This window comes from Rhizobium sp. CAU 1783 (assembly GCF_054551725.1).
This window is the reverse complement of sequence record NZ_JBTOLM010000001.1, coordinates 945,628-971,735: the sequence shown is the minus strand read 5'-3', so window position 1 is coordinate 971,735 and position 26,108 is coordinate 945,628. Positions and strand designations below refer to the sequence as shown.

The 26,108-nt window shown below is 65.6% G+C and carries 20 protein-coding genes; 11 read left to right on the top strand and 9 right to left on the bottom strand.

Features of this window, described 5'->3' with window-relative positions:
• The first annotated feature begins 131 nt into the window (after positions 1-131).
• On the top strand, positions 132-503 hold the full coding sequence (locus tag ACX93L_RS04365; protein ID WP_459403697.1) for a FlxA-like family protein: 372 nt from the start codon (positions 132-134) through the stop codon (positions 501-503).
• Positions 504-578: 75 nt separating this feature from the next.
• Here the strand turns inward: ACX93L_RS04365 and ACX93L_RS04360 are convergent, their stop codons facing one another.
• Together ACX93L_RS04360 and ACX93L_RS04355 are read right to left on the bottom strand one after the other, a co-directional pair.
• A complete protein-coding gene (locus ACX93L_RS04360; RefSeq protein ID WP_459403696.1) occupies positions 579-4,340 on the bottom strand; it encodes an AsmA family protein in 3,762 nt (1,253 codons plus the stop codon).
• Between the two features lie 74 nt (positions 4,341-4,414).
• Entirely contained in the window at positions 4,415-5,824 is a 1,410-nt protein-coding gene (locus ACX93L_RS04355) for an FAD-binding oxidoreductase (RefSeq protein WP_459403695.1), read from the bottom strand.
• Positions 5,825-5,998: 174 nt separating this feature from the next.
• Between ACX93L_RS04355 and ACX93L_RS04350 the strand changes: the two genes are divergently transcribed.
• Positions 5,999-6,961, top strand: coding sequence for an alpha/beta fold hydrolase (locus ACX93L_RS04350; RefSeq protein WP_459403694.1), 963 nt, complete (start codon positions 5,999-6,001; stop codon positions 6,959-6,961).
• 6 nt (positions 6,962-6,967) lie between these two features.
• Here the strand turns inward: ACX93L_RS04350 and ACX93L_RS04345 are convergent, their stop codons facing one another.
• Genes ACX93L_RS04345 through ACX93L_RS04335 form a run of 3 tightly spaced genes read right to left on the bottom strand, consistent with a single transcriptional unit; the run spans position 6,968 to position 12,170 of the window.
• Entirely contained in the window at positions 6,968-7,720 is a 753-nt protein-coding gene (locus tag ACX93L_RS04345; RefSeq protein ID WP_459403693.1) for a dienelactone hydrolase family protein, read from the bottom strand.
• A gap of 38 nt (positions 7,721-7,758) precedes the next feature.
• Positions 7,759-10,875 (bottom strand): efflux RND transporter permease subunit, encoded by a 3,117-nt coding sequence (locus tag ACX93L_RS04340; RefSeq protein WP_459404139.1) that lies wholly within the window; start codon positions 10,873-10,875, stop codon positions 7,759-7,761.
• A gap of 47 nt (positions 10,876-10,922) precedes the next feature.
• A complete protein-coding gene (locus ACX93L_RS04335) occupies positions 10,923-12,170 on the bottom strand; it encodes an efflux RND transporter periplasmic adaptor subunit (RefSeq protein WP_459403692.1) in 1,248 nt (415 codons plus the stop codon).
• A gap of 310 nt (positions 12,171-12,480) precedes the next feature.
• Between ACX93L_RS04335 and ACX93L_RS04330 the strand changes: the two genes are divergently transcribed.
• Positions 12,481-14,985: an ATP-dependent helicase gene (locus tag ACX93L_RS04330; RefSeq protein ID WP_459404138.1), complete on the top strand. Its 2,505-nt coding sequence runs from the start codon at positions 12,481-12,483 to the stop codon at positions 14,983-14,985.
• A 326-nt stretch (positions 14,986-15,311) separates the two neighbouring features.
• Here ACX93L_RS04330 and ACX93L_RS04325 read toward each other — a convergent pair whose 3' ends face one another.
• A complete protein-coding gene (locus ACX93L_RS04325) occupies positions 15,312-15,590 on the bottom strand; it encodes a DUF6074 family protein (protein WP_459403691.1) in 279 nt (92 codons plus the stop codon).
• Positions 15,591-15,926: 336 nt separating this feature from the next.
• On the opposite strand from ACX93L_RS04325, the gene ACX93L_RS04320 reads away from it, so the two are divergent.
• The 5 genes from ACX93L_RS04320 to ACX93L_RS04300 all read left to right on the top strand — a co-directional run bounded on the left by ACX93L_RS04320 (position 15,927) and on the right by ACX93L_RS04300 (position 21,257).
• Complete coding sequence (locus ACX93L_RS04320; protein ID WP_459403690.1) at positions 15,927-16,976, top strand: hypothetical protein; 1,050 nt, start codon at positions 15,927-15,929, stop codon at positions 16,974-16,976.
• A gap of 732 nt (positions 16,977-17,708) precedes the next feature.
• Complete coding sequence (gene pncA / locus ACX93L_RS04315; protein ID WP_459403689.1) at positions 17,709-18,338, top strand: bifunctional nicotinamidase/pyrazinamidase; 630 nt, start codon at positions 17,709-17,711, stop codon at positions 18,336-18,338.
• A 118-nt stretch (positions 18,339-18,456) separates the two neighbouring features.
• Positions 18,457-19,329, top strand: a complete 873-nt coding sequence (panC, locus tag ACX93L_RS04310; RefSeq protein ID WP_459403688.1) for a pantoate--beta-alanine ligase — start codon at positions 18,457-18,459, stop codon at positions 19,327-19,329.
• Positions 19,330-19,331: 2 nt separating this feature from the next.
• Positions 19,332-20,159, top strand: a complete 828-nt coding sequence (panB, locus tag ACX93L_RS04305; protein WP_459403687.1) for a 3-methyl-2-oxobutanoate hydroxymethyltransferase — start codon at positions 19,332-19,334, stop codon at positions 20,157-20,159.
• A gap of 228 nt (positions 20,160-20,387) precedes the next feature.
• Positions 20,388-21,257, top strand: coding sequence for an aldose 1-epimerase family protein (locus ACX93L_RS04300; protein WP_459403686.1), 870 nt, complete (start codon positions 20,388-20,390; stop codon positions 21,255-21,257).
• A gap of 8 nt (positions 21,258-21,265) precedes the next feature.
• On the opposite strand, the gene ACX93L_RS04295 is transcribed toward ACX93L_RS04300, so the two are convergent.
• Positions 21,266-21,514, bottom strand: coding sequence for a DUF2164 domain-containing protein (locus tag ACX93L_RS04295; protein ID WP_459403685.1), 249 nt, complete (start codon positions 21,512-21,514; stop codon positions 21,266-21,268).
• Between the two features lie 147 nt (positions 21,515-21,661).
• On the opposite strand from ACX93L_RS04295, the gene ACX93L_RS04290 reads away from it, so the two are divergent.
• Both ACX93L_RS04290 and ACX93L_RS04285 read left to right on the top strand, forming a co-directional pair.
• Positions 21,662-22,381 carry an AzlC family ABC transporter permease gene (locus ACX93L_RS04290; RefSeq protein ID WP_459404137.1) on the top strand — a complete coding sequence of 240 codons (720 nt, stop codon included), beginning with the start codon at positions 21,662-21,664 and terminating at the stop codon, positions 22,379-22,381.
• Positions 22,378-22,689, top strand: coding sequence for an AzlD family protein (locus ACX93L_RS04285; protein ID WP_459403684.1), 312 nt, complete (start codon positions 22,378-22,380; stop codon positions 22,687-22,689). Before ACX93L_RS04290 ends, ACX93L_RS04285 begins: the two co-directional genes overlap by 4 nt.
• On the opposite strand, the gene ACX93L_RS04280 is transcribed toward ACX93L_RS04285, so the two are convergent.
• A complete protein-coding gene (locus tag ACX93L_RS04280) occupies positions 22,667-24,514 on the bottom strand; it encodes an aminopeptidase P family protein (protein ID WP_459403683.1) in 1,848 nt (615 codons plus the stop codon). The genes ACX93L_RS04285 and ACX93L_RS04280 overlap by 23 nt on opposite strands.
• A gap of 278 nt (positions 24,515-24,792) precedes the next feature.
• Here ACX93L_RS04280 and ACX93L_RS04275 point away from each other — a divergent pair, with 278 nt between their 5' ends.
• Positions 24,793-24,966 (top strand): hypothetical protein, encoded by a 174-nt coding sequence (locus ACX93L_RS04275; RefSeq protein WP_169587314.1) that lies wholly within the window; start codon positions 24,793-24,795, stop codon positions 24,964-24,966.
• A 213-nt stretch (positions 24,967-25,179) separates the two neighbouring features.
• Here the strand turns inward: ACX93L_RS04275 and ACX93L_RS04270 are convergent, their stop codons facing one another.
• Positions 25,180-26,058 carry a 50S ribosomal protein L11 methyltransferase gene (locus ACX93L_RS04270; protein WP_459403682.1) on the bottom strand — a complete coding sequence of 293 codons (879 nt, stop codon included), beginning with the start codon at positions 26,056-26,058 and terminating at the stop codon, positions 25,180-25,182.
• Between the last annotated feature and the right edge of the window lie 50 nt (positions 26,059-26,108).

Sequence of the window (26,108 nt, the reverse complement as noted above, 5' to 3'; positions counted from 1 at the left end):
AGGCAGTACGCTACAGATGCCGGACGATAATTGTTTCGATGTCCATTTTTTATTTGAGGCGATGTAGCGCGTAACTGCCCTTCGAAACGCGCGCCTTGGCACGAAGAGCTCTTTTTAATAGGGATCCTGTTATGGTCAGCGCAGTTTCATCAACCTCTTCCACGACTTCGATCGACACGTCTTCGAGCGGGTCAAGCATTGCCGCTCTCAAGTCTTCCGTCGCCAAGTTGGAAAAGCAGATCTCCACCAAGGAAGAATCGCTCTCCAGCGCCGAAACAGCCGACGAGAAGAGTGAAATCTCCGAGGCGTTGACCTCGCTTCGCGCCGAACTCGCCAAGGCCCAGGCCGCTCTTACCGAGGCCCAGGCCGCAGAAAAGGCATCCGGAAAGTCCGAGACGCCGGAAGAGGGTGCGGCCGCCCTGTTGTCCGGCGAAAGCGAAACCATCGGCACCGGCAAGTTCGACGAGGAAACACCCTTCGGCGAGCGCTACACCTACGTCTGACCGCCGGATCGTCTTCTTGATGCCAGAGGCGGCCGGAAACGGCCGCTTTTTTTATGCGCGTTCGGCAGACCCGTCTCAGTTGACGCCCGGCACGCCTTCGAACGTCAACGGCGGCAGGGCCTCGCCGCGCGTCACGCCTTCGGACGGCGAGACGGGAAGCATCGGCCTCGGCGGGATGCTGTCGGTCGTGGTGGCCCGTTCCTCGGGCGTCTCCGGCGCCGGCTGCCCCGCATCCTCGGCGGCTCTCGCCCGCGCCTCTGCCTCGGCCTTCCGGCGGGCCTCCTCTTCCGCCGCGCGGCGCAAGGCTTCTGCCCTCAGCCGTTCTTCTTCGGCGCGCGCCGCCCTCTCCTGTGCCGCAGCAATGGCCCGCTGCTCCGCATTGAACCGGTAGAGCGCCGCCTCTCGCCTGAGCCGCTGCTTCTCCAGAACGTTGGACTGTAGCGTCTCGACGCGCCGGCGCTCCCGTTCGAAGGCCCGGAGCGAAAGGAAATTGGTGAGATCGCCGACATCGAGCCGACGTTCGGGCGCGCCGACATCCCCGGACAGCAGGATACGCATGGCCGGATCGGCCCCGGCCAGCGCCTCGTCGCCCGCCTTGAAACCGATGCGGATCTCGCCATCGGTCGCGCGCTTGCCCAGATCGACACGCAGCGCACCGTCGAGCTTCGCGGTGTCATTGGCCGCCGAAGCATTGGTTGCGCGGAGCAGTCCGTCGGTGATGTTGAACGGCAGCTCCACATTGGTGAACGTGCTCGGCGCTTCGACCAGCAGGGTTTCGACGAGTTCCTCGACGCGGGCGCCGGTGATCTCGCCCTTGACGTCGTCGGCCTTGGCGATCAGCCGCGGCAGGAGTCCGGTGTCGAACTGGTTGACCGCCAGCGCGCCGATCTTGATCGTGCCCGAGCCGTTCGTGCCCTTGAGCAGCTCGGCAACGCTCGAGCCGCTCGCCTCCGCGACCAGATCCGCGTCGAAGGCGCCTGAGAGCGCCGGCAGCCGCGCCGTGTCGCCGAGTTGCTTGGCCGCCGTCGCAAGGTCCGCCTGACGCAGGGCGAGACGGCTCTGGTAGAAGCCGCTCCCGTCGGTGTTGGCAAGCATCAGGCGACCGCTCATCTGCCCGCCCAGCCACTTGCCAGCCATGTCCTCGAAGGTCAGTTGCCCGCCCGCGCCGTTCAGCCGCGTCGTGAAGTCGGCAATCGAGCCGAGCGCACCCGGCGAGAAGCTCCGCACGGTAAGCGCCACGTCGAGATCGAAGTCGCTGCCGCGTTTCGGCAACGGTGAAGCCGACAATGAACCCGTCGCCGGATCGCTGACAGGCCCAAGAACGTTTTCGGCGAGCCAGGCAAGCTCGGCATGATCCATCGACAGCTGGCCGCCGAACTTCGGCACCGCACCCGTCCAGGTCAGCGAGAGCGCACCCGCCATGTGGTTTCCGGCGGCCTCCGCGTCGATTCCCGAGAGATCCGCCTTGCCGTCGCCGACCGTCAGGTCCCCCGAAAGCTTGGCGGGAAGGCCCGTGCCGCCCTGAGGCAGGACGATCCCGGTCATCACCAGATAAGGCTCGAGATCCGCGCTTTCGAGCTTGATCGCGCCACTGCCCTTGGGGAAGGTCGCAGCCGCAAGGTCGATCTTGCCGCGCGCCGAAAAGGACGTCTGGCCGGCCGCGAAGTTGACGACGGTATCCGCCGGCGCCGCACCGGCCGCGTTCACGCTGAGCTGGATGCGCCCCGGCTCGCCGCTGCCGATCGGCAGCGGATCGAGGCCCGCCTGGCCGAGCAGGATCTGCGAATCCGGATTTTCCAGTGTCGCCGAAAGCGTCATCTTGGCGTCGTCGCGTTTGGCGAGATTGCTGATGCCGTAGTCGAGACTGACCCGGCTGCCGTTCGCCGTGCCGGCGACCTTGGCTGCCATGCCGCCGCCCGCCGCCTCGCCGAAGACAAGGCTGGTGGTGAGGTTGCTGTCGCCATACCAGGAAGCGCTGTTGACGAAACGCGCGATCAGCGGATGCTTCGGCAGACGCTCTGCGAGCATGGCGAGGAACGGTCCTGGATCGGTCGCCGACAGCGCCACCTGCGCCTTGCCGGAGAGCGCCGGCAGCGCTCCCTTGACGGTGCCGCTCGCCTTGAGCGCCGTGCCCGCGAGGTTCGCCACGTTCAACCGATCGACGACGAACCCGCCCTCGTCGAAGGTGAATATGGTCTCGACCCCGCGCGCCTCCATGCCGTAGCCGGTCAGTCGCTCGACCTTGAGCCGCGTCGCGATGCGCTGGGCAAGCATCGCCTGTGCGGTATCCTCGCCGGCCACCAGCCCGGCAATCGCACGTGCCGCGTCGAGGTCGATCTCGTTGCCGGAAAGATCGATCGACAGCGCCGCCGACTTTTCATCGATCTGCTGGCGCTCGAGGCGGCCGTTGAGCTGGGCCGGGCCGATCGCCATTTCCAGCTTCTCGAACCGCTGGATCTGCCGGGTCAGGTTGACGGAAGCGGAAAAGCCCATCGACTTCAGCTGGCGGATCGCCGGATCGACCCCGCCCGAAATCCACGTGGAGAGCCCCGACGGCTGCGTCGAGGCGATCAGCAGGTCGCCGCTGAAGGACGGCGCCTCGGTCAGCACCAGACGTCCCTTCGCCTCGACCTGCGTGCGGCCCGGCAGGACGACAACGGCGCGGTCGACCTTCCAGGCGCCGCCATCGGGGCGGACGTCGAGCGTGATGTCGCGCAGCACGGTATCGCCGGCCACCACCGCGGGCAGCCTCAGCGTCGCGAGCCCCGGCACGTTGGGGATCGGGATCTCGGCCGCCATCGCGATCAGCAGGTCGAGCCGCTGGCGTACCGACCCGGCCGCATTACGCCCGGTCTTGCCCTGCTGGGTGTTGTTGGCGAGCCGGTTGACGTCGACCTGCTGGCCTTCCGCGGTCAGCAGGAATTCCGGATTGGCGCCGGTATCGAGTTTGGCCTCGCCGGTCACCACGTAAGGGTCGGCGACCTCGCCGAGTTCGAACCGGTAGGACTTCACCCCGATCCGCTCGTTGGTCAGCTGGAACTCACCCTTGGCGCGCGGCGGCGGCGTCTTGATGGCCTCGCCCTTGGCCGGCTTGGGGCTCTTCCACAGTGCGCTGAAATGGCCGTCATAACTCGGCCGGCCGTCCTTGAGGGCCAGCGTTCCGTCGAGTTCCACTTCGAACGGGCGCTTTTCCGGCAGCAGCCGCAGCCTCAGCGGAATGCCCTTGCGCCCGTCTTCCGGCTGCAGGCTGTTGAGACCGAAACGTCCGTCCTCCCTTTTGAGCACCGCGCGGCCGTCGACGGCCCAGGGTCCGGCCAGAGACCGCGCCGACATGTCGGCGTCGAGGCCGGTGATCTTGCGCTCCCGGCCGGTCTGCTCGTCGATGAACTCGATCTCGCCGCCGATCACGCTGACCTTTTCCAGCACGACGGTACGCGCCGGGATCTCGGCACTGCTGCCGCGCAGCCAGTCGAGCGTCCCGTCCTTGAGCAGCCGGATCCGCGCCCTCGGCTCCTCCAGCCGCATGTCGAAGATGCGCGCCTCGCCGGAGAGGAAAGGCGCAAGCTCGACATCCATCGAGAAGCGGGCGACCCTGACCAGCGGCTGGCCGTCCTTGTCGGTACCGACGGTGACGTCATGCAGGGTGACGGACGGGAAAGGCAGGAGCCGCGCATTGACCGCGCCCTGCACGGTCACCTTCTTGCCGAGGATACGGCTCGCCTGACTTTCGAAATCCTTTCGGAAGTCGGTCCAGTCGACGAAAAGCGGCGCCAGCAGCGCCCCGAACAGCGCTACGACGATGAGCCCGCCGAGGAAAACCAGTATGCGTCCGAGCACGTCCTGCGACTCCGTTCACTTCCGCCGCAAAGGTAATGCAAATCCCGGCGGGGGCAAGCCGCCGGTTGAGCGGTTCACAGGCGGAAGATCTTGCCGGGGTTAAAGATATTGTCCGGATCGAGGCTTTTTTTGATCGACCGCATCACCGGCAGCGCAGATCCCAGTTCCTGCTCGAGATAGCTCATCTTGCCCTGCCCCACCCCGTGCTCGCCGGTGCAGGTCCCTTCCATCGCCAGCGCCCGGGCATTGAGCCGCGCCATGAAGGCCTCGGTTCGGGCGATCTCTGCCGGCTCCTTGTCGTTGAACAGCAGGAGCACATGGAAATTGCCGTCGCCGGCGTGGCCGACGATCGTCGCCAGGATGCCGCTGTCGCGGATATCGGCCTGTGTTTCCGCCACGCATTCTGCAAGCCGCGAGATCGGCACGCAGACGTCGGTCGACAGGCCGTTCAGCTCGGGTGCCAGCGCCCGGCCGGCCCAATAGGCATTGTGGCGCGCCTTCCACAGCTGCGCCCGCTCCTCGGCATTGGCGGTATATTGGAACTCGTCCGCCCCGAATTCGTCGGCGATCTCCTTGAACTGCTCGGCCTGCAGCGCCACCGTCTCCTCGGTGCCGTGGAACTCGACGAACAGCGTCGGCTTCTCCGCATAGGAGAGCTTCGAATAGGCGTTGACCGCCTTCATCTGCATCTCGTCGAGCAGTTCGATGCGCGCCACCGGAATGCCGAGCTGGATGGTCATGATGACCGCGTCGCAGGCCGCCTTGAGGCTCGGGAAGGCGCAGACGCCGCCGCCGATCTTCGCCGGGATGCCCTGCAGCCGAAGCGTCACCGAGGTGATGATGCCGAGCGTGCCCTCCGCCCCGACGAACAGTCGGGTGAGATCGTAGCCCGCCGACGACTTGCGCGCCCGCTGCGCCGTGCGGATCTCCTCGCCGTCCGCCGTCACCACGGTCAGCGCCAGCACATTGTCCTTCATCGTCCCGTAGCGCACCGCATTGGTGCCGGACGCCCGCGTCGAGGCCATGCCGCCGATCGAGGCATTGGCGCCCGGATCGATCGGGAAGAACAGGCCGGTGTCGCGCAGATAGGTGTTGAGGTCCTCGCGGGTGACGCCCGGCTCCACCGTGCAGTCGAGGTCCTCGGCATTGACCGAGATCACCTTGTTCATCCGGCTGAAATCGAGCGAGATGCCGCCGGACGGCGCGTTGACATGGCCCTCCAGCGACGAGCCGGTGCCGAACGGGATCATCGGCACCCTGTGCGCCGCGCAGACCTTGACCACCGCCTTCACGTCCTCCGCCGTCTCGACGAAGACCACGCCGTCCGGCAGCTGTGCAGGCAGATAGGAGGTGGTGTGGCTGTGTTGCTCGCGGAAGGACTGGCCGGTCTGGAAACGTTCGCCGAAACTCTGCTTGAGGATGCCGACCACGGCCGCGATCCCCTCTTCGTTGCGGGTGCCCGCAACCACATCCTTCAAGGCCATGCGAAACGTCTCCCCGCCCTGCCACCTTGGCAGCATGCTAACCAAAACCGTGTCGAGCTATGGGCCAAGTCCATCCCGCTTGTCCAGTGCGAGACTATTCTTGGTAATGGTAATGCACAAATGCGCCCGTGGAGAGGCATTGCCGCACGAAACGGCCTTGGGCTAGATGGCGTCATGAGAACATTCCTCAAAAGTCTCGCGATCGTCCTCGCCCTCATCGGCGCTGCAAGCGGCTATGTCTGGCGAAACTACGATTCCGTGGCGACGATGATCCTCAGGCCCCAGACGGCGGCGGCCGGCAACATCTCCGAGCAAAGCTTCGGCCTCCTGACCGCCGACGGCAAGCGTTTCGCGCTGGACGATCTGGAAACCGCGCTTTCCACCTTCGAGCCGTCGGCCGATGGCGCGCCGCGCCCGCTGGTGCTGTTCGTCCATGGTTTCGGCCCCGATCCCGACGGCGAATTCGGCCTCTATACGATGGGCGAACTGGCGAAGGGCGCGGGCGCCGACGTCCTCATGTTCAATTGGCCGTCATGGATCTCGATGACCGAGTTCCCGGTGCTTAACGCCAAGGCGGCAAGCGAGCGTCTGATCACGTTGCTCCGAGACGTGGCCGGGCTGCAGGCGCCCGGAAAGACCTTGGCGGACAGGCCGGTGATGATCGTCGGCCATTCGATGGCCGGTGAGGTCTTCCGCTATGTCGGCGAGGCAGCACCGGATCTGCCCATGGGACTGGTTTCACGCATCCTCTTCGCCGTCCCGGAAACGGCGCTGCCCGGTCATCGCCTTTGGATGGAAAAGCTCGGCTTTGCCGACGAGGTCTTCGTCTTCGTCAATGCGGACGACCCCGCCCTTCAGGTGACCACGCGCATGTACAACACCGCGCGGCTCGGCCGGACGCTGACGAACCTCGACGGTTCGCCCGAACCGCTGGCGCAGAACGCCGACTACATCCTGCTCGACCCGGAAAGCTGGCGCCACTACTTCTTCGTCTCCGGCCAGCGCAGTGAGGCAATCGACCGGATCTTCGCCGACATCCTGAAGTTCGGTACGCCAGCCCTCAAGCATGACTACCTGCGACCCGAAGCCGCCGGCAACGTCTTCACGGTGGTCGGTCCCGGGGCCGAAGGCGGCTGACGCCCCTCAGTCGGTCTTCAGCGTCTCGCCGAAGAAATTCGTCAACCGGCGCCAGTGCCGCTCGGCACCGGCATCGTCGTAGACGCTGTGATCCGGCACACACCAGCCATGCGCCATGCCGACATAATTCTCCAGCACGAAGTCGACCTCCGCCTTGCGGAAGGCCTCGACGAAGCGGGCCGACTGCTCGGGCGGGAAGGATCCGTCCTGCCCTGCCGTGCCGACATATACCTTCGCCTTGATCGACTCGGCCTTCAGATGCGGGCTGTCCGGCTGGTCGCTTGCAAGGTTCCCGCCGTGAAAGCTCGCCGCCGCGACAATCCGGTCGCCATAGACCGCCGCCGCATTGAGCGCGCGGGCACCGCCCATGCAGTAGCCGACGACACCGATCGACCGCCTGACGCCGATCTCGTCCAGCGTGGCGATGAACGCCTCCCCATCCTTCGCGGTCATCGCCTGGCTCGTTCCGGTCATCATCGCCCGCAACTGCTTGGCGGAGGCATCGACCTTGAAGGCGGTGCGCGCATCGAAGGGGCCGTAGGGGGCGAAACGATAGAACAGGTCGGGCAGCAACACGGCGTAGCCCTCCGCGGCGAGCCGCGCGGCGATCCCCTCGAGCGCCGGCCGCGGCCCGAAGGCATCCATGTAGAGGATGACGCCGGGAAGCCTATCCTTCGCCCCGGCCCGCGGCGTGAAAAGGCTCGCCTCGGCGGAACCGTCCGGCATCTCGATGGTGATGTCGCGCCTGGTCGTGGTCATCGTCCGCCTCCCTGCCTTGCCCCTTCGGGAACAAGCCATTATTCGCCCGCTTCGATGGCCGCCGCAACCTCCATTTCCTTCTGGAGCCGCGCCTCTTCGTCCGCATGCGGCTTGGCGAAGCGCGCGAGCCCCAGATAGGCGAGCGGCGTCACATAGAGCGTCACCACGGTCGCGAAGCCGAGGCCGCCGACGATCACCCAGCCGAGCGCGATGCGGGCCTCGGCACCGGCCCCATGCGCCAGAACCAGCGGCACGCCGCCGAGGATGGTGGCGATCATCGTCATCATCACCGGCCGCAGGCGCAGGTTCGCGGCATTCTCGATGGCTTCCCGCACGCCCTGCCCGCGGTCGCGCAGCTGGTTGGCGAACTCGACGATCAGGATGCCGTTCTTCGCCATGATCCCGACCAGCATGACCAGCCCGATCTGGCTGTAGACGTTGAGGCTCGTGCCGGTCAGCAACAGCGCGAAGACCGCGCAGGCAAGGCCGAGCGGCACGGTCGCCATGATGATGATCGACGACAGCACGCTTTCGAACTGGGCCGCCAGCACGAGGAAGATGATCACGATGGCAAAGCCGAAGGTCGATCCCATGCCGCTGCTGTTCTCGTTGAGGGTCGCCGCTTCGGCGAGCGGCAGCAGCCGGGCACCGGCCGGCAGATGCGGCTCGGCGATCGCGTTCGCCTTTTCCAGCGCCGAACCGAGCGAAAGCCCCGGCCCGAGCCCGGCCGTGATCTGCACCGCGGCGAGCTGCTGTTCTCGGCCGAGCGACGGCGCGACCGCCTTTTCCTCGAGCTGGGCGATCACCGACATTGGCACGGTCTTGCCATCGGTGGTCTTGAGGAAGATGTTCTCAAGATCGGTCGGGTCGTCGATCGGCCGCGTGGTCGAGGTGAGTTTGACCGGATAGGCCTCGCCGTCGACAAAGACGTCGCCGATCGAGCGCCCGTCGAGCAGCGACTGGAGCGCCTGGGCGAGACCGGTGATGTCGATCCCGAGATCGGCTGCCCGCTCGCGGTCGATCGAAACGCCGAGCTGCGCCTGGCTGATGTCGTTCGACAGCCGCGGATTATCGAAGCTGCCGTCGGCTTCCAGATCGGCCACGACCTTGATCGCCGCCTCCGTCAGCTGCTCGTGGCTTGCCCCGACAAGCGCGAACTGCAGGCCGCTGCCGCCGCCGCGGATGCGCAGGCTGTTCGGCTGCATGGCCGTCGCGTTGACGCCGGGAATGCCCTGCGTGATGCGGCTGACGTCCTGCACGATCTGGTCCTGGCTGCGCTCCCGTTCGCCCCAGGGGGCGAGCGTCAGGACCATGAAGCCGCTGTTCTTGTTGCTGCCGAAGCCGGATATCGAGAACAGGTTTGCCACCTCGCCGCTGTCGCGCAGCGGCTGCATGGCCTCCTCGATCCGGCGCATCTGGTCCTGCATGTAGTCGAGGCTGACCCCCTGCGGCGCCGTCACGCGCACCATGACCGACGAACGGTCCTCGCGCGGCGTCAGCTCGTTGGTGATCAGCGAGAAGGCGGCAAGCGCGATCAGCGAAAACGCGACGGCGATCGACACCACCACCAGCGGTGCATTGAGGCAGGCGCTGAGCGAGCGGCGATAGAATGCGGCAAAGCCATCGCCGAAGCGCGCCAGTGGGCCTGTGTGATGTTCGACCGCATGGGCGGTCAGCATCCGCGAGGCGAGCATCGGGCAGAGGGTCAGCGCAACGATCGACGACAGCGTCACCGAGAAGGCGAGTACGAAGCCGAATTCGCGGAACAGGCCGCCCACCTGCCCGGGCAGGAAGGAAAGCGGGATGAAGACCGCGGCAAGCGTCGCCGTCGTGGCGATGACGGCGAAGAACACCTCGCGCGTGCCGAGCACCGCCGCTGCCCGCGGCCCGAGCCCTTGGCCCCGCCGGCGCACGATGTTTTCGAGAACCACGATCGCATCGTCGACCACGAGGCCGGTCGCCAGAACGATCGCGAGCAGCGTCAGGATGTTGATGGAGAACCCGACCAGGTAGACCGCCGCCAGCGTGCCGATCAGCGACACCGGCATGGTGACCGCTGGAATGATGGTGGCGCGCCAGTCGCGCAGGAACAGATAGATGATCCCGATGACGATCACCGCGGCGAGCGCCAGCGCATTCACCACCTCGTCGATCGAACCGCGGATGAAGACGGCGTCGTCGCTGGTGATGCGGATCTCGGTTCCTTTCGGCAGTTCGGCCTGCAGCCGCTCGACCATCGCCTTGACGCCGTTCGAGATGCTCAGCGTGTTCGATTGCGCCTGCCGGATGATGCCGAGGCCGATGCCGGCCTTGCCGTTCGAGCGGAGTGCGGTGCTGGAAAGGTCCGGCCCGAAGGTCACTGTCGCCACGTCGCCGAGCCGCACGTTCGGCCCGATGATCAGCCGGGTAAAGTCTTCCGGCGTCTTGAGGTCGGCGGTCGCCCGAACCACGATGTCCTGCGTCGAGCTGGTGATCGAACCGGCCGGCACGTCGAAGGCGATGTTGGACAGCGCCGAGTTGAGCGATGCGACGGTCAGACCGCGGCTTGCCAGCGCCGACTGGTCGACGTCGACCCGGAAGATCTTGTCCTGGTCGCCATAGAGTTCGATGTCCGCCACCCCGTCGACGGAGGCGAGGCGGTCGGAGATCTCGTTGTCGACCAGAAGCGTCAGGTCTTCGAGGTTCATCCTGTCGGAGGTGACCGCGAGCCGCATGATCGGATCGCTGTCGGAATCGGCTTTCACGATGCGCGGTTCGTCGGCATCGTCCGGGAGGCTGTTGGAAACACGCGAGATCGCATCGCGCACGTCGCTCGCCGCGACGTTGAGGTCCGTCGCATCGGAGAATTCGAGCGTCACCCGGCTGTTGCCGAAGGAAGAGGTCGAGGATATCGATTTGAGGCCTGCGACGCGCGCCACGGCCCCCTCGATCACGGTCGTCAGCTGCTGGTCGATGGTCTGCGGCGCGGCGCCGTCGAAGCTGGTGCGGACCGTGATCACCGGCCGGTCGACGTCCGGCAGTTCGCGCACTTCGACGCCGTAGAACGCCGCAAGTCCGGCGACCACCATCAGCGCATTGGTCACGGCCGCGAAGATCGGCCGACGGATGAAGAGAGCCGTGAAGCCGGTCTGCCCGTCGGGGGCGGCCTTCGCCACGTCCTTCTCGTCGGCGGGCACCGCGCCCTCTTGCCCTGAAATCCCGCTCATCGGCTCGCTACCGGTTTTTCGCCGTCGGCGGGCTTGGCACCCGCCTCGTCGCCCACCACCTGGACCGGTCGCCCGGCCCTGACACGCTGCACGCCTTCGGTAACCACGCGGTCGCCCTCGGCGAGATCGGCCTCGACCAGCACCGCATCCGGATTGCGCTGGATGATGCGGACGGGAACCTTTTCCGCCTTTCCGGCGGCAACCCGCCACACGAACGAGCCTTTGCTGTCCCACTGCACGGACAGCGGGTCGACCGCCGGATGGCGCTCGCCCTCGAAGGCCATCGTCACGTTGAACGCCATGCCGGCGCGCAGGTCGTCGTTCTCGTTGGCGATCCGCGCACGGATGCGCAGCGTTCGGCTCGCCTCGTCGATACGGTTGTCGACCGCCTCGACACTGCCGGAATAGAGCTTTCCGGGCCGGGCGACGGCGGTCGCCGTCAGCGGCTGGCCAACCTCGATGATCGGCGCGAAGCGCTCGGGCACCCAGAAATCGACGAGCAGTTCGGAGCGGTCGTCGACGGTCGCGATCGCCGTTGCCGTGGTGACGTTGTCGCCCGGATTGACCGTGACGATGCCGGCAACCCCGTCGATCGGCGAGACGATGTCGCGCCGCTTCAGCTCGAGTTCGGTCGAGGAGAGCGCCAGCTTGGCGCCCTCGAGCACGATCGCCGCATCGAAGGCGTCGATCCGCGAGGCGGCCGATTTTAGGTTCTCGTAGAGCTGGTTCTTCTCTTCGGCACTCTTCAGCGCCACCTGCGCCTGGTCGCGGGCAATCCGCTGCTCCTCGTTCTCCAGCCGGGCGATCACCTGACCCTTGGTGATCCGGTCGCCGGAGCGGATGGCGATTTCAGACAGCGTGCCGGAAACCTGCGGCATGATTGTCACCGACTGGATCGCCTCACCGGTGCCGAGCGCTGAAAGCCGGTCGTTGACCGTGCCTGTCGCAACCGGCTGCACCACCACCAGCGCCTGGGCGGCACCGCGACGATTGCCGCCCTGCCCCTGCCCTTGGCCCTTCCCTTGGCTTTGCCCCTGCGCTTGCCCCTGTGGCTGGCTTCCGCCCTGCCCGTTCGTGGCGGTGGCGGCGCCTTCCGGCTTGGCCGGCGAAACGAGCGCCACGATGCCCTCCGGAACGCCGATCCGGCGCAGCACGCCGTCGGCCCCCGGCACCAGCCAGGTCCAGAGAAAGACACCGGCGACGAGGGCCGCCACGCTGAGGGTCAACTGCTTCCAGAATGCCATGGAAAACTCCGGTCCGGCCGCAGGCGTCGCGGCTGGGAGGAAACGCGGCCTGAAACGGCTTCGGACAAAATGCCTGTCGTCGTCGCGGGCAATATTTCGCCGCAGGGCACAAACGGCAAGGCGGAAACAGCAACATTACGAAAATGTCATCCCGCACTGCTTTTCGCCGCCGTTCCTCCCTTTGGCGACCCGCCGCACTTCCGCTGTCCCGTCCCGCGCCACGCGAGCTTCCTGCGGATAGCCGCCTGCTCAGAATGAAAGGGGAACATCTTGACTCGCCTTTCGGGCTCGAATCACTACATTGAGCCGCATGAGTAACGGTTTCGACGACATTCCCTTCTTCGACGACGAAGAGCCCGCCCCCCGCAAGCCGGCCGAGCGCACCGCAAGGGGCAATGCCGCGTCATCCACCCCGGCGCCCGGCGGCCTCGGCATTGCCGCACGCGCGGTGGCCGCCCGCGACCAGGCCCGCGTGCCCGATTATCTCTCCGGCCTCAACCCGGAGCAGCGCGAAGCCGTCGAAACGCTGGATGGCCCGGTCCTGGTGCTCGCCGGCGCCGGCACCGGCAAGACCCGCGTTCTCACCACCCGCATCGCCCATATTCTCGCGACCGGCCGGGCTTTCCCCAGCCAGATCCTCGCCGTCACCTTCACCAACAAGGCCGCCCGTGAGATGAAGGAGCGCATCGGCCTGCTCGTCGGCAGCGCGGTCGAGGGCATGCCCTGGCTCGGCACCTTCCACTCGATCGGCGTGAAGATCCTGCGCCGCCACGCCGAAATGGTGGGCCTGCGCTCCGATTTCACCATTCTCGACACCGACGACGTGATCCGCCTGATCAAGCAGTTGATCCAGGCCGAGGGCATCGACGACAAGCGCTGGCCGGCCAAGCAGTTCGCCGCGATGATCGACGGCTGGAAGAACAAGGGCCTCGATCCCTCGCAGATCCCGGAAGGCGACGCCCGCGCCTTTGCCAACGGCAAGGGCCGCGAACTCTACGCCGCCTACCAGAACCGCCTGAAATCGCTCAACGCCTGCGACTTCGGCGACCTGCTGCTGCACCCGATCCGCATGTTCCGAGCCAATCCGGACATCCTCAAGGACTATCACCAGAGGTTCAAATACATTCTGGTCGACGAGTACCAGGACACCAACACGGCGCAGTACATGTGGCTGCGGCTGCTTGCCCAGCGGCCGCCGGGCGTGCCGCAGAATGTCTGCTGCGTCGGCGACGACGACCAGTCGATCTACGGCTGGCGCGGCGCCGAGGTGGACAACATCCTGCGTTTCGAAAAGGATTTTCCGGGCGCCAAGGTCATCAAGCTCGAACGCAACTACCGCTCGACCGAACACATCCTCGGCGCCGCCGGCCACCTGATCGCCCACAACGAGGGCCGCCTCGGCAAGACGCTCTTCACCGAACGCACCAGCCCGGACGACGAGAAGGTCATGGTCCATGCGGCCTGGGACTCGGAAGAAGAAGCCCGTGCCGTCGGCGAGGAGATCGAGCGGCTGCAGCGCGGCGATGCCGACGGCAAAAAGCATGCGCTGAACGACATGGCGATCCTGGTGCGCGCCTCCTTCCAGATGCGCGAATTCGAAGACCGCTTCGTGACACTTGGCCTCAACTACCGCGTCATCGGTGGCCCGCGCTTCTACGAGCGCCTCGAGATCCGCGATGCGATGGCCTACTTCCGCCTCGTCTGCCAGCCGGCCGACGACCTTGCCTTCGAGCGCATCGTCAACACGCCGAAGCGGGGCCTGGGCGACACCACCATCCGCGCGCTCCACGACTATGCCCGCGCCCGCGACATCCCCATGCTTGCCGCCGCGAGCGACCTGATCGAGACCGACGAGATCAAGCCGAAGGCCCGCAAGGCGCTGTTCGACGTGATTCAATACTTCAGACGTTGGTCGGAACTGCTTGAAACGACTCCGCATATCGAGCTCGCCGAACAGATCCTCGAAGAGTCCGGCTACACCGACATGTGGAAGAACGACAAGTCGGCCGAGGCCCCCGGGCGCCTCGAAAACCTGAAGGAACTCATCCGCTCGATGGAAACCTTCGAATCGATGCGCGGCTTCCTCGAGCACGTTTCCCTGGTCATGGATGCCGAGCAGAATGCCGACATGGACGCCGTGTCGATCATGACGCTGCATTCGGCCAAGGGACTGGAATTCGAGACCGTCTTCCTGCCCGGCTGGGAGGAAGGCCTCTTCCCCCACCAGCGCGCACTGGACGAAGGCGGCCGCTCGGGGCTGGAGGAGGAACGACGCCTCGCCTATGTCGGCATCACCCGGGCCAAGCGCCGCTGCCACATATGGTTCGTCTCCAACCGCCGCATCCATGGGCTCTGGCAGTCGACCATGCCGTCGCGCTTCCTCGACGAACTGCCCGTCACCCATGTCGAGGTCGCCGAAAGCGAACAGTCCTATGGCGGCTACGGGCGCGGCGGCTATGGCCAGTCCCGCTTCGACAAGGCCGACCCCTTCGCCAATTCCTACGAAACCCCCGGCTGGAAACGGGCCCAACAAAACAAGTCGGATGCCACCCGCGACAACTGGGGCACCCGCTCCGGCCACGCGGTCGAACGCATCGGCTACGGCGAAAGCGGCCCGCGCGGAAAAACCATCGACGGAGAACTGGTCGCCAAGTCGACGAGCCAGGAACCCTCGCGCTTCTCGGTCGGCGACCGCGTCTTCCACATCAAGTTCGGCAACGGCAACATTGCCTCGATCGAGGGCAACAAGCTCACCATCGACTTCGACCGCGCCGGCGAAAAGCGCGTGCTGGACGGGTTTGTCGAGAAGGTGTGAGGGGAACGCTCCCCGCTGATTGCCCGGCTACCCCCCTCTGCCCTACCGGGCATCTCCCCCTCGAGGGGGAGATCGATCATAACCAACCTCGCTCGCTCTTCGCGGAACACAACCGGGCTGGATGAAGGCGAATGCAACGTGTTGCCGCCAATCTCCCCCTTGAGGTGGAGATGTCACGAAGTGACAGAGGGGGGTGTCAGGCCGCAGCACCAGAGCGCGTGAAGCGGGGAGCCGATCAAGGTTCAACAGGCAATCGGAACAATCGAACGCGAGATCTTGGGTTACCCGAGGCGTCGCTGCCGAAAGCGGCAAGCGACCAAGCCCCCTCACCCCAGCGCTTCTTCCCCGCGATGCAGCCACATCAGTTCCATCTGCACGGCAGCCTGGAAATCCATGATTTCGGCCCGCATCTCTTCTTCGGGGCAACCGAGCGCCAGGAGTTCGTTGCCGAGCGCACGGCATGTGGTACGCCAGTAATCGACGGCAGCCGGTCCATGGCATTGATCGAGCTCGACGGCGGAGCGGCGAACGAGGTCGCGGCGGCTTGCGAGCGGAAAAAAGGCGATGGAAGGGGTAGCCTGGCCGGTCATGGCGTCATTCTTCATGCGAAACATCCTCACGTTACAAAACGTGTTTAGAATCAACATGGTTAACGTTCCGTTTCGGCACACGCCCAAGGCTCGCCAAAGGTGGCGGCGGACCGGCGGAAACGCCCCTCCGCGAGGATTTTGCGCCCGGTCCGTCAAGGTTTGCGGCAAGGGTTCTGCCACCTCCCCAGGCCCCGCCCAGTCGAACCGGAACCGACGATCGTACCGTTCCGGGCAACGGACGTGAAACATTCTAGTGCACCTCTAAATTAGTTCTTTACGCTTTCGCAATGTTCGGCTCGACGCCATCGGCGCGTCTGTCTAGCCTGCGATCATCTCACCTTGGAGGATTGCATGCGCCTGTCCCGTCTCGTCACCGCCTTTAGCCTTTCACTCGTCCTCGCCGCCTCGCCGCTCGCCTTCGGCGCCGCCGACTTTTCGCCTGAAGCCTTCGCCAAGGGGGGCAATGGTGGTGGTAAGGGCGGCGGAAACGGTGGTGGCAATGGTGGCGGAAACGGCGGAGGAAATGGTGGCGGCGGCGGCAAGAGCAGCAACTCCTCCGGCAACAGCGGCAAATCCAGCCAATCGGGGCGCTCGGCCGGCTCGTCCTCGAAGTCGCAGAAGTCGGCATCGACGACCGGAGAAAAGTCAGGCAAGAGCGGCAAGTCCAAGACCACCAAGACGGCCTCGGCCACCAAGACGACCGGCCAGAAGAACAAGCTCGCCAAGGCACCGGTGCCCACGGCAAAGCCCGCCGCCAAGCCTGCGGCCGAACTCGCCGGCCTGAATTCGCTGAAGCGCAACTACAAGGCACTGATGAACACCGCCGACCCGCGCATGAGCGCCATTTCGGCCTTTGCCAGCGCCTATGCCGCCTACGAGATGGCCAACGGCACGGCGCCCGCCGTCGACGATCCGGCACTCGGCGATGCCGCTCTGGAGGCGGCCCTCGCCGCTGCCACCAAGACCGGCACGATTTCCCCCGAGGCGCTCGCCTGGGCGAAGGAACAGCTCGGCGTCGGCACGGCCGTCGGCAAGATCGACCAGATCCGCGAAGCCCTTGCGGCAGAAGCGCCCGTTGCCGAAGAGCCCCCGGCCACCGACGACACCGCGACAACCGGTGATGGGACGACCGACGGCACCGGAACGGAGACGGCAACCGGATCGGATACCGGCGACACGGCAACGGGGACCGAACCCGTGGCGGAAACGGCCGACACGACGGACCCGACCGCCGATACCGGCACCACGGATACCGCCGCCGCCGATCCCGCCGCCGCGGACGGCACCGTCGACACGACGGAAACGGCTTCGACCACGCCGACCGAAACCACCGAGACGACGCAGACGACGGAGACTCCCGCCGAAACGCCGATCGTCGAAGAAACCTCGACCGAACTCTGAGCCGGCAAGCCTCCGGACGACAACGCCGATCGAGAAACCGGGCCGCAGCGGACAACCGCGCGGCCCGTTCCGTTCAGGCGCCGGGGCAGTCGGCCATCGACATTGCCGCCCGCGCATTCCCTTGTCCCGAACGCCGGCGAACAGGGGGAAGAAAAAACGTGAAATGCCAGCGGATTCAAGGTCACCGGCCGTCATTCGTCCCCGCCCCGCAGGATGCCGCCACACTTGCCTCGTCCCGCCATCGGTTACACCGGTTGCGTTGCCGGCGAGGCGGGACCGGTGCCCCGGTGTCGCGGTCGAAACGCGGACCGTTCCCCGGGGGCCGGGCATGAAGGGTCTCCATCTCGCCTGAAGGGCGGGACGTGCCTGTGGGGCACACATGATTGGACTGGCGACTGGCGGGGATCTCCCCGGCTTTCGTGGCGTCGCGGGATAAGAAGGACAAAAAGCCGCGAACGCAACCCTGGAAAAGGTGCCGTCATCCGCGCAGAGAGACAAAGTTTGCCCGGCAAAAGACACCGAACGGGACACGATCGGGTGTCATGTATTTAGCTTTAGTCGCGGCACGCGATCGTGTCCCGGCCGAACACCTCCCGAAAAGGGAGAGGACAGTAGAATCTGGCACACCACGGGGCGAAACCGCTCGCGTGAAGGCGAAGCCGTATGAAGCCCCTTGATCCGGGTCCCGCGCCTTGTCATCTTGCAGCGCACACCGACCATGAGGACGCGACCATGACCCGAGCCTTGCTGCTGATCGACATTCAGAACGGCTTCTGCCCGGGCGGCAACCTGCCCGTCGCCGACGGCGATGCGGTGGTGCCTGTCGCCAACGCCCTGATCGAAGGCGGCGGTTATGATCTGGTGGTCGCCTCGCAGGACTGGCACCCCGCCGACCACGGCAGCTTCGCATCGCAGCATCCCGGCAAGCAGCCCTTCGAAATGGGCGAACTCTCCGGCAAGCCGCAGGTCATGTGGCCCGATCACTGCGTGCAGGGCACGGTCGACGCGGCTTTCCATCCGGAACTGCTGACCGCCGGCTTCGCCTATGTCCAGCGCAAGGGCGAAAACCCGACCGTCGACAGCTACTCCGCCTTCCGCGACAACGACCGCGCAGCACTCACCGGCCTCGCCGACTACCTGAAGGGCGCCGGCGTCACCGAACTCGACCTGATGGGCCTCGCCACGGACTATTGCGTGAAGTTTTCGGCGCTCGATGCGGCCGAGATGCTGCCGGGCGTGACCGTGCGCTTCATCGAGGACGGCTCGCGCGGCATCGACCCGGACGGTGTCAGGGCGGCAATCGCCGAGATGAAGTCCGCCGGCGTCGCCGTGATCTCCAGCAGGGATGTGCTCGGCGGCTGATCCTCCGTGTGCCGGGGGCATCCTCCCGCACCGCACACACACCTCCTCTGGCCAATTGATTTCCCGTTCCATCCACGCTAGGGGACCGGCGCGCCATAAGGTATTGCGGAGGACCGATATGGAGACCGTCACCACCATCGCCGAGCTGCGGGAGAAGCTCGGCCCCTTGCGCCGGGCCGGTCGATCGATCGGTTTCGTGCCGACCATGGGTTACCTCCACGAGGGACACCTGACGCTGGTCGCCCGCGCCAAGGCCGAAAACGCGGTGAGCGTCGTCTCCATCTTCGTCAATCCGCTGCAGTTCGGCGCCAACGAGGACCTTGCCCGCTACCCCCGCGACCTCGCCCGTGATCAGGTCCTTCTCGAAGCGGCCGGCGTCGATTTCCTCTTCGCCCCCTCGGTCGCCGACATGTATCCGCGCCCCATGGAAACCGTCGTCGACGTTCCGAAGCTTGGTTCCGAGCTCGAGGGTGCCGCCCGTCCGGGCCATTTCGCCGGCGTCGCCACCGTGGTCACCAAGCTCTTCAACATCGTCCAGCCGGACGCCGCCTATTTCGGCGAGAAAGACTACCAGCAGGTGACGATCATCCGCCGTATGGTCGAGGATCTCGCCCAGCCGGTGCGCGTCGTCCCGGTCCCGACGGTGCGCGAGGCCGACGGTCTCGCCTGCTCCTCGCGCAATGTCTACCTGACCCCGGCCGAACGCACCGCCGCCGTGATCGTGCCGAACGCGCTTGAGGAGGCCGCGAGGCTGATCCGCGCCGGCGTCACGTCGACATCGGACCTCGAAGCCCGGATCACGGCCTTCATTCGCAGCGAGCCACTGGCCGAGCCGGAGGTCGTGGCGCTCCGTCATCCCGATACGCTAGAGGCGATCGAAACCGTCTCCGGCCCGGTCCTGCTGCTCCTCTTCGTGCGCCTCGGCCGAACCCGGCTCCTCGACAATCGCGTCATCGACATCTCTTCCGAAACCGGCATGGAGGCCGCCTGACCATGAGCACCCCGCCCCGCCAGAAGCGCCTTACCCCGGCCGACATCACCGCCCTGAAGGGCGAGCGCCCCGTCGTCTCGCTGACGGCCTACACGACGCCGATGGCACGCCTCTTCGACGTCCATTGCGACCTACTGCTCGTCGGCGACAGCCTTGGCATGGTGCTCTACGGCATGGACACCACGGTCGGCGTCACGGTGGAGATGATGATCGCCCACGGCCAGGCCGTCATGCGGGGCGTGGCCCGCGCCTGCGTCATCGTCGACCTGCCCTTCGGCTCCTATCAGGAATCGAAGGAACAGGCCTTCCGCACCGCCGCCCGCATCATGAAGGAAACCGGCTGCGACGGCGTCAAGCTGGAGGGCGGCAAGGAGATGGCCGAGACCATCGCCTTCCTCGTCTCGCGCGGCGTGCCGGTCTTCGGCCATGTCGGCCTGATGCCGCAACAGGTCAACACCTCGGGCGGCTATCGCTCCAAGGGCCACAGTGAAAAGGAAGCCGACAAGATCCGCCGCGACGCCCGGGCCGTCGATGCGGCCGGCGCCTTCGCCATGGTGATCGAGGGGACGGTCGAACCGCTCGCCCGCGAGATCACCGGCACGGTTGCAGCCGCCACCATCGGCATCGGCGCCTCGCCCGCCTGCGACGGCCAGATCCTCGTGTCGGACGACATGCTCGGCCTGTTCAACGACTTCAAGCCGCGCTTCGTCAAGCACTTCGCGGAACTTGCCGAGGTGATCTCCGGGGCCGCAGGAGACTATGCCGCGGAAGTCCGCGCCCGCACCTTCCCCGGTCCGGAACACACCTTCCAGGTCCGCCCCAAACGCTGATTGCTCCGGCCGATTCTGACATTGAACATCCCCGCCGGCTAAACCTGCGGCATAATCCCTGTGCTCGGATGAGGTACGGGATGTAACGGTTGTTTCCCTCTCCTCCCGGGAGAAGATGCCCGAAGGGCAGATAAGGCGGGGCGTTGCACGCCGGGCATCGACCAGGTGTCATGTCTGACCGGCAAACTGTATAGACAACGGCTCAGACAGCAATCGAAGGGACCCGCCATGCCGGAAATCGTCAGGATCGCCAATGACCGCCTCGTGGTCGAGGTCTCCGCCCTCGGCGCGGAAATGCAGTCGCTTGCCTCGTCGGACGGCCGCTCGTGGCTGTGGAACGGCGATGCCGCCTGGTGGTCCGGTCGCTCGCCGATCCTCTTTCCAATCGTCGGCAAGGCGCCCGGCGACAGGCTGACGGTCGACGGCCGGCAGGTCGAGATGGCCCAGCACGGCTTTGCCCGCCGCGCGACGTTTTCAATCGTCGAACAGGGCGCGGCACGCTGCTCCCACCGGCTTTCGGCAACGGACGCGACGCGCGCGGTCTACCCGTTCGAATTTGCCCTGACGCTTACCCATGCGCTCGATGGCGACACGCTCACCGTCGCAGCCGAGGTCGAGAACCGGGACGACAGCCCGATGCCCTTCGGCATCGGCTTCCATCCGGCCTTCCGGTGGCCGCTGCCGGGTGCCGACGGCAAGCCGCATGTCGTCGCGCTCGACAATGACGCCGAGCCCCGGCTTGCCAGGCTTGCAAACGGGCTTCTCGGCCCCGATCGCCTGCCCTCGCCCTTCTCGGGCGGCCGCCTCACGGTCTCGCCCGAACTCTTCGCGCAGGACGCCATGATCTTTCCCGAAGGTGCCGGCACCGGTTTGACCTACGGCGTCGACGGCGGCCCGAAGCTCCGTTTCCGTTTCGACAACCTGCCGAACCTTGCGCTCTGGACCAAGCCCGGCGCGCCCTTCCTCTGCATCGAGCCATGGCATGGCACGGCGGCGGAGATCGGCGCATCGAACGATCTGGCCGCGCGCCCCTTCACCGCGACGCTCGCACCCGGCCAGACGTCCCGTTTCGCGTTTGCGGTCGAGATCCCCGCCTGAGTCCGGCTTCAGCGCCCGACCGGCCGCTCCAGCTGGTAGATCGCGTCGCCGAGGCTGTCGACCTGACGGGCAAAGAGCGCCTGCGCATCGTGCAGGCCGCGATTGTAGAGAAGCGCACCGACCGTGCCGGCCATGAATGCAATCAGGCTCTCGGCCTCGAACCGGCCGAGCTCCAGATCATGTTCCGCCGCGACGTGCTGCTGGACGGATGACACCAGCACCGCCAGCTGTTCGGGAGAAAATTCCGGGCTCGCCATCGCCGCCGCTCCTTTCGTTCAAGAAATCCCCGCCGTCTTCGGCGAGGTTATGATGATGATCAACAGGGTGCGATCAAGCATCACGCTAATTGGTTTGTCTATCAGGGCCGTTTGCGGCAGTGAGGGGCGAACCACAACAGAGACGGACTGATGAACAGCGAATTTACCGATGGTCTGCGCGGCAGCACGCCGATCCTGGTATCGACCATCCCCTTTGCCGCGCTTTTTGGTGCAATTGCCGTCAGCAACGGCCAGACCGTCGCCGAGGCGACGCTGATGAGCGCCACCCTGTTTGCCGGTGCAAGCCAGCTTGTCGGCATCGAGCTCTTCGGCCATTCGGTACCGCTCTGGCTCGTGGTGATGTCGATCTTTGCCGTCAACTTCCGCCACGTCCTCTATTCGGCGGCGATCACCCCCTTCATCCAGCACTTTTCGCCGCTGCAAAAGGCGCTCTCGTTCTTCCTTTTGAGCGATCCGCAATTCGCCCAGACTCTGGTGCGCGGCGAGACGGGACAGAAGGTGAGTTTCGCCTGGTACATGGGATTTGCCACGACGATCTACATCGGATGGGTCGGCATCAGCGCGATCGGCGCCGGCTTCGGCAGCCTGATCGGCGACCCCAAGGCGCTCGGCTTCGACGTGCTTCTGCCGATCTATTTCATGGGCCTCGTCTTCGGCTTCCGCAAGCGCGCAAACTTCCTCGGTGTCGTCTTCGTCAGCGCAGTCGTCTCGGTGATCGCCCAGCAACTGGTCGGCTCGCCCTGGCATGTCAGCATCGGCGCGCTGGCCGGCGTCATCCTCGCCGCCCTGCTTCCGCCGGCCAAACCATCCGGATCCGTCGTCGAGGCCGGGGAGACAAAGGCATGAGCGAGCTCTTCACGCCCCACATGACGCTGCTGATCCTCGCCGGGGCCGCAGCCACCTATCTCACCCGGATCGGCGGCTACCTGCTGATCAGCCGGATGAAGACGGTGTCGCCGCGCCTCGACGCGGCGCTGAATGCCGTTCCCGCCGCCGTTCTCACCACCCTCGTCGCACCCGCCTTTTTCTCCGGCGGGCCAGACGTCAAGGTCGCGATGGCGCTTTCGCTGCTGATCGGCCTGCGTTTCAGCGCGATCCCGATGCTGCTCGGCGGCTGGGTCGCCGTGATGCTCATGCGCCAGCTGGTCGGCTGAACGGCTCGGTCGCCCGCGCAAGCCAGGCCTTCGCCTTCTCGTCATGCATCAGGGGCATCAGCTCGTCGCGGGTGCGGGCGTGATACTCGTCGAGCCAGCGCAGCTCCTCGCGGGTCAGAAGCTCGGTGACCACCAGATACTTGTCGATCGGGACATAGGTCAGCGTCTCGAAGCCCAGCATCGGCATGTCGCCGCCCTCGATCGCTTCGGCCTCGCGGACATAGACGAGGTTCTCGATGCGGATGCCGAAGGCGCCGGGGCGATAATAGCCCGGCTCGTTCGACAGGATCATGCCGGGCAGCAGTTCCTGCGTCGCGAGCCGCGAGATGCGCTGCGGTCCCTCATGCACCGAAAGATAGGAGCCGACACCGTGACCGGTCCCGTGCGCATAATCCGCGCCGGCCTTCCACAGCGCCACGCGCGCCAGCGGATCGAGATCGCAGCCGCGTGTGCCCTTCGGGAAGCGGGCCATGCTGATCGCGATCATGCCCTTCAGGACCAGCGTGAAGAACCGCTTGTGCTCGTCGGAAACCGCCCCGATCGCCACCGAGCGCGTGATGTCGGTGGTGCCGTTGACATATTGCGCCCCGGAATCGATCAGGAAGATCTCGCCGGAATTGAGCGGCCGGTCGGTCGTGGTCGTGGCGCGATAGTGGATGACCGCCCCGTGTTCGCCGGCACCAGCGATGGTGTCGAAGGAAATGTCCTTGAGCGGGTTCTGCATGCGCTCGCCGACCCGCATCCGCGCCGCCTCGAGCGCCTTGGCCGCGGCGATCTCGGTGATCGTCCCCGGATGCTGGTCGTCGAGCCAGGAGAGAAACTCGACGACCGCGACCCCGTCCTGCAGATGCGCCGCAGCCGAGCCGTTGAGCTCGACGTTGTTTTTCACGGCACGGGCGATCTTGGCCGGATCGGCGCCGTTGACCACGGTGCCGCCATGGCCGCGGATGAGTTCGACCAGGGCGAAGGGCGTAAGCTCGGGATCGACGAGCACGCGCTTCTGCTCGACCGCGAGTTTTTCCAGATGCGCGACCAGCAGACGCGGATCGATCTGCTTGCAGAGCTGGCCAAGATAGGCCTCGGCCTCGATGCCGGTCTTGCGCTTGTCGAGGAAGAGTTCGGCCGAGCCGTCGGCCCGGATGATGGCGCGCGCCAGCGGATGTGGCGTGTGCGGCACGTCGGCGCCGCGGATGTTGAAGATCCAGGCGATCGAAGAGGGATCGGTGATCAGCGCGGCGTCAATCTTCGCCTCTGCGAGGTCGACCGCGATTCGGGCGATCTTGTCCTTGGCCAGCACGCCGGAATAGGCGATCGACTGGATCGAAACCGCACCAAGCGGCTCGTCCGGGCGGTCGCTCCAGAGCGCATCGAGCGGGTTCGACGGCAGAACGACCAGGGTGCCGTCGAGATCGGTCAATGCCTTCTCGAGGCGCGTGACTTCCTGGCCGGTGTGCAGCCATGGATCGATGCCGAGGCGGAAACCCCGGTGGACGTTCTTCGCGATCCACTTGTGCGGCGGCTCGTTGACGAGATCGCCCGCGGTGAAGACCGCCGGATCGACCTGCTCGGCGAGCTGCGTCACGTAACGCCCGTCGACGAAGACAACGGCCTTGTCCGCAGTGACCAGCGCCATGCCGGCAGAACCGGTGAAACCGGTCAGCCACGACAACCGCTCGGCGGACGCCGGGACGTACTCGCCCTGGTATTCGTCGGCGCGCGGCACGAGGAAACCGTCGATGCCGAGCGCGGCAAACCGGGCCCTTAGCGCCTCGACCCGCTCGCGGCCGAACTCAGGAGTGGAAGTGACGTCGAAGGACTGGAACATGGGCGCGCTTTCGAAACTGGAATCTCACGGACGCCGTTATAGCAAGTCTGTCGAAGGGCGCATCAAATACAAAAGCCGGCGCCCGTCTTCGCACTGCACCATTTAAGCGGCATGACGCCCAAATTTTGCGCAGACGACCGGAAGAATTCGACAAAAACAGCCGAGCCATGCACAATTAGCATAACACCCATGTAGCACCCCCTCTGCCTCAAAGCGTTTGCGACCCCTATATTCGAACCATCGAACGGCCCATTTCGGACCGGACAAGGAACAAGACGATGGCAAACTCCTTCTTTCGCACCGCTTATCAGAATCTGATCGCCGCCCGCGAACGTCAGGCAAGCCGCTATGTCAACGGCGCGCTTCTGAGCCTTGACGACAAGACCTTGGCAACTCTCGGCACCACGCGTGACGAGCTGCGCAGCAAGGGTGCCCGCACGAGCATTTTCTGATCCGTCAGACGACGGTCGGAAGGGGCCAAGCACCCGATCCGTTACGCCTGCTCGACGCTCTCCTCCCAAAGCTCGCAGGCTCCAGATCAGGCAACTGATCCGAAAAAGGCGGCATCTCGCGATGCCGCCTTTTTCGTTACCTGCATTTCCCAGGCGTTATGCGCTCAACGCAATTGTGCAACGCATCATTGCATCGATCTTTTTTGGCCTGCTTCAGCCGCGCCTGAGGTGGATGGTGACCCAACCGTTCCGCCAGATGGTCTTCACATGGGCAAGCCCGGCACCGTTATAGGCCGCGATGACCTTCCAGCGCTGGCTGGCAAGAATGCCCGATAGAATGACCGAGCCACCCGGCTCCAGATGAGCGACCAGTTGCGGCGCCATCTTCATCAGCGGCCGCGCCAGGATGTTGGCGATAATCAGATCGAAGGGGCCGAATTCGGAAAAGGCGGTCGAATGGAAGCCGGGCGCCGTGCGGAACTCGATCCCGTCGACGATGCCGTTGTCTCGCGCGTTGTTTTCCGCGACTCGGGTCGCGATCGGATCGATGTCGGTGGCGAGGACAGGAATGCGCTTCAGCTTGCGCACCGCGATGGCGAGAACGCCGCTGCCGGTGCCGAGGTCGAGCGCCCTCGTAACCGGGCGGGAGCGGACCACGTCGCCGATCATTTCCAGACATCCGGCCGTCGTGCCGTGATGGCCGGTGCCGAAGGCCTGTCCAGCCTCGATCTCGATGGCGAGGTCGTTGACGCGGACCTTGTCGCGATCGTGCGAACCATGGACGATGAAGCGCCCTGCCCTGACCGGCTTCAGCCCCTCGAGCGACTTGGCGATCCAGTCGACGTCGGGGATCACTTCCCTCTCGATCGGCAGGTCGGGATAAGGCTCGGCCAGAAGCTCTTCGAGACGACCGCGAACCTCGTCCTCCTCGTTCGCCATCAGATAGACCGAAGCCTCCCAGACGTCGTTCTTCTCGTCGATCTCGGTGGTGGCGATCGCAAAGTCCTCTTCGCCGAAGCAGATCGTCATCAGATCGAGAACGTCCGATGCCTTCGCTTCGGTGGTCGTCACATAGAGGCGGATTTCACTCACGGTCGGTCATCCTGTCGAAATGGAAAATCCGGGCAAGGCCTTTTCGGCCG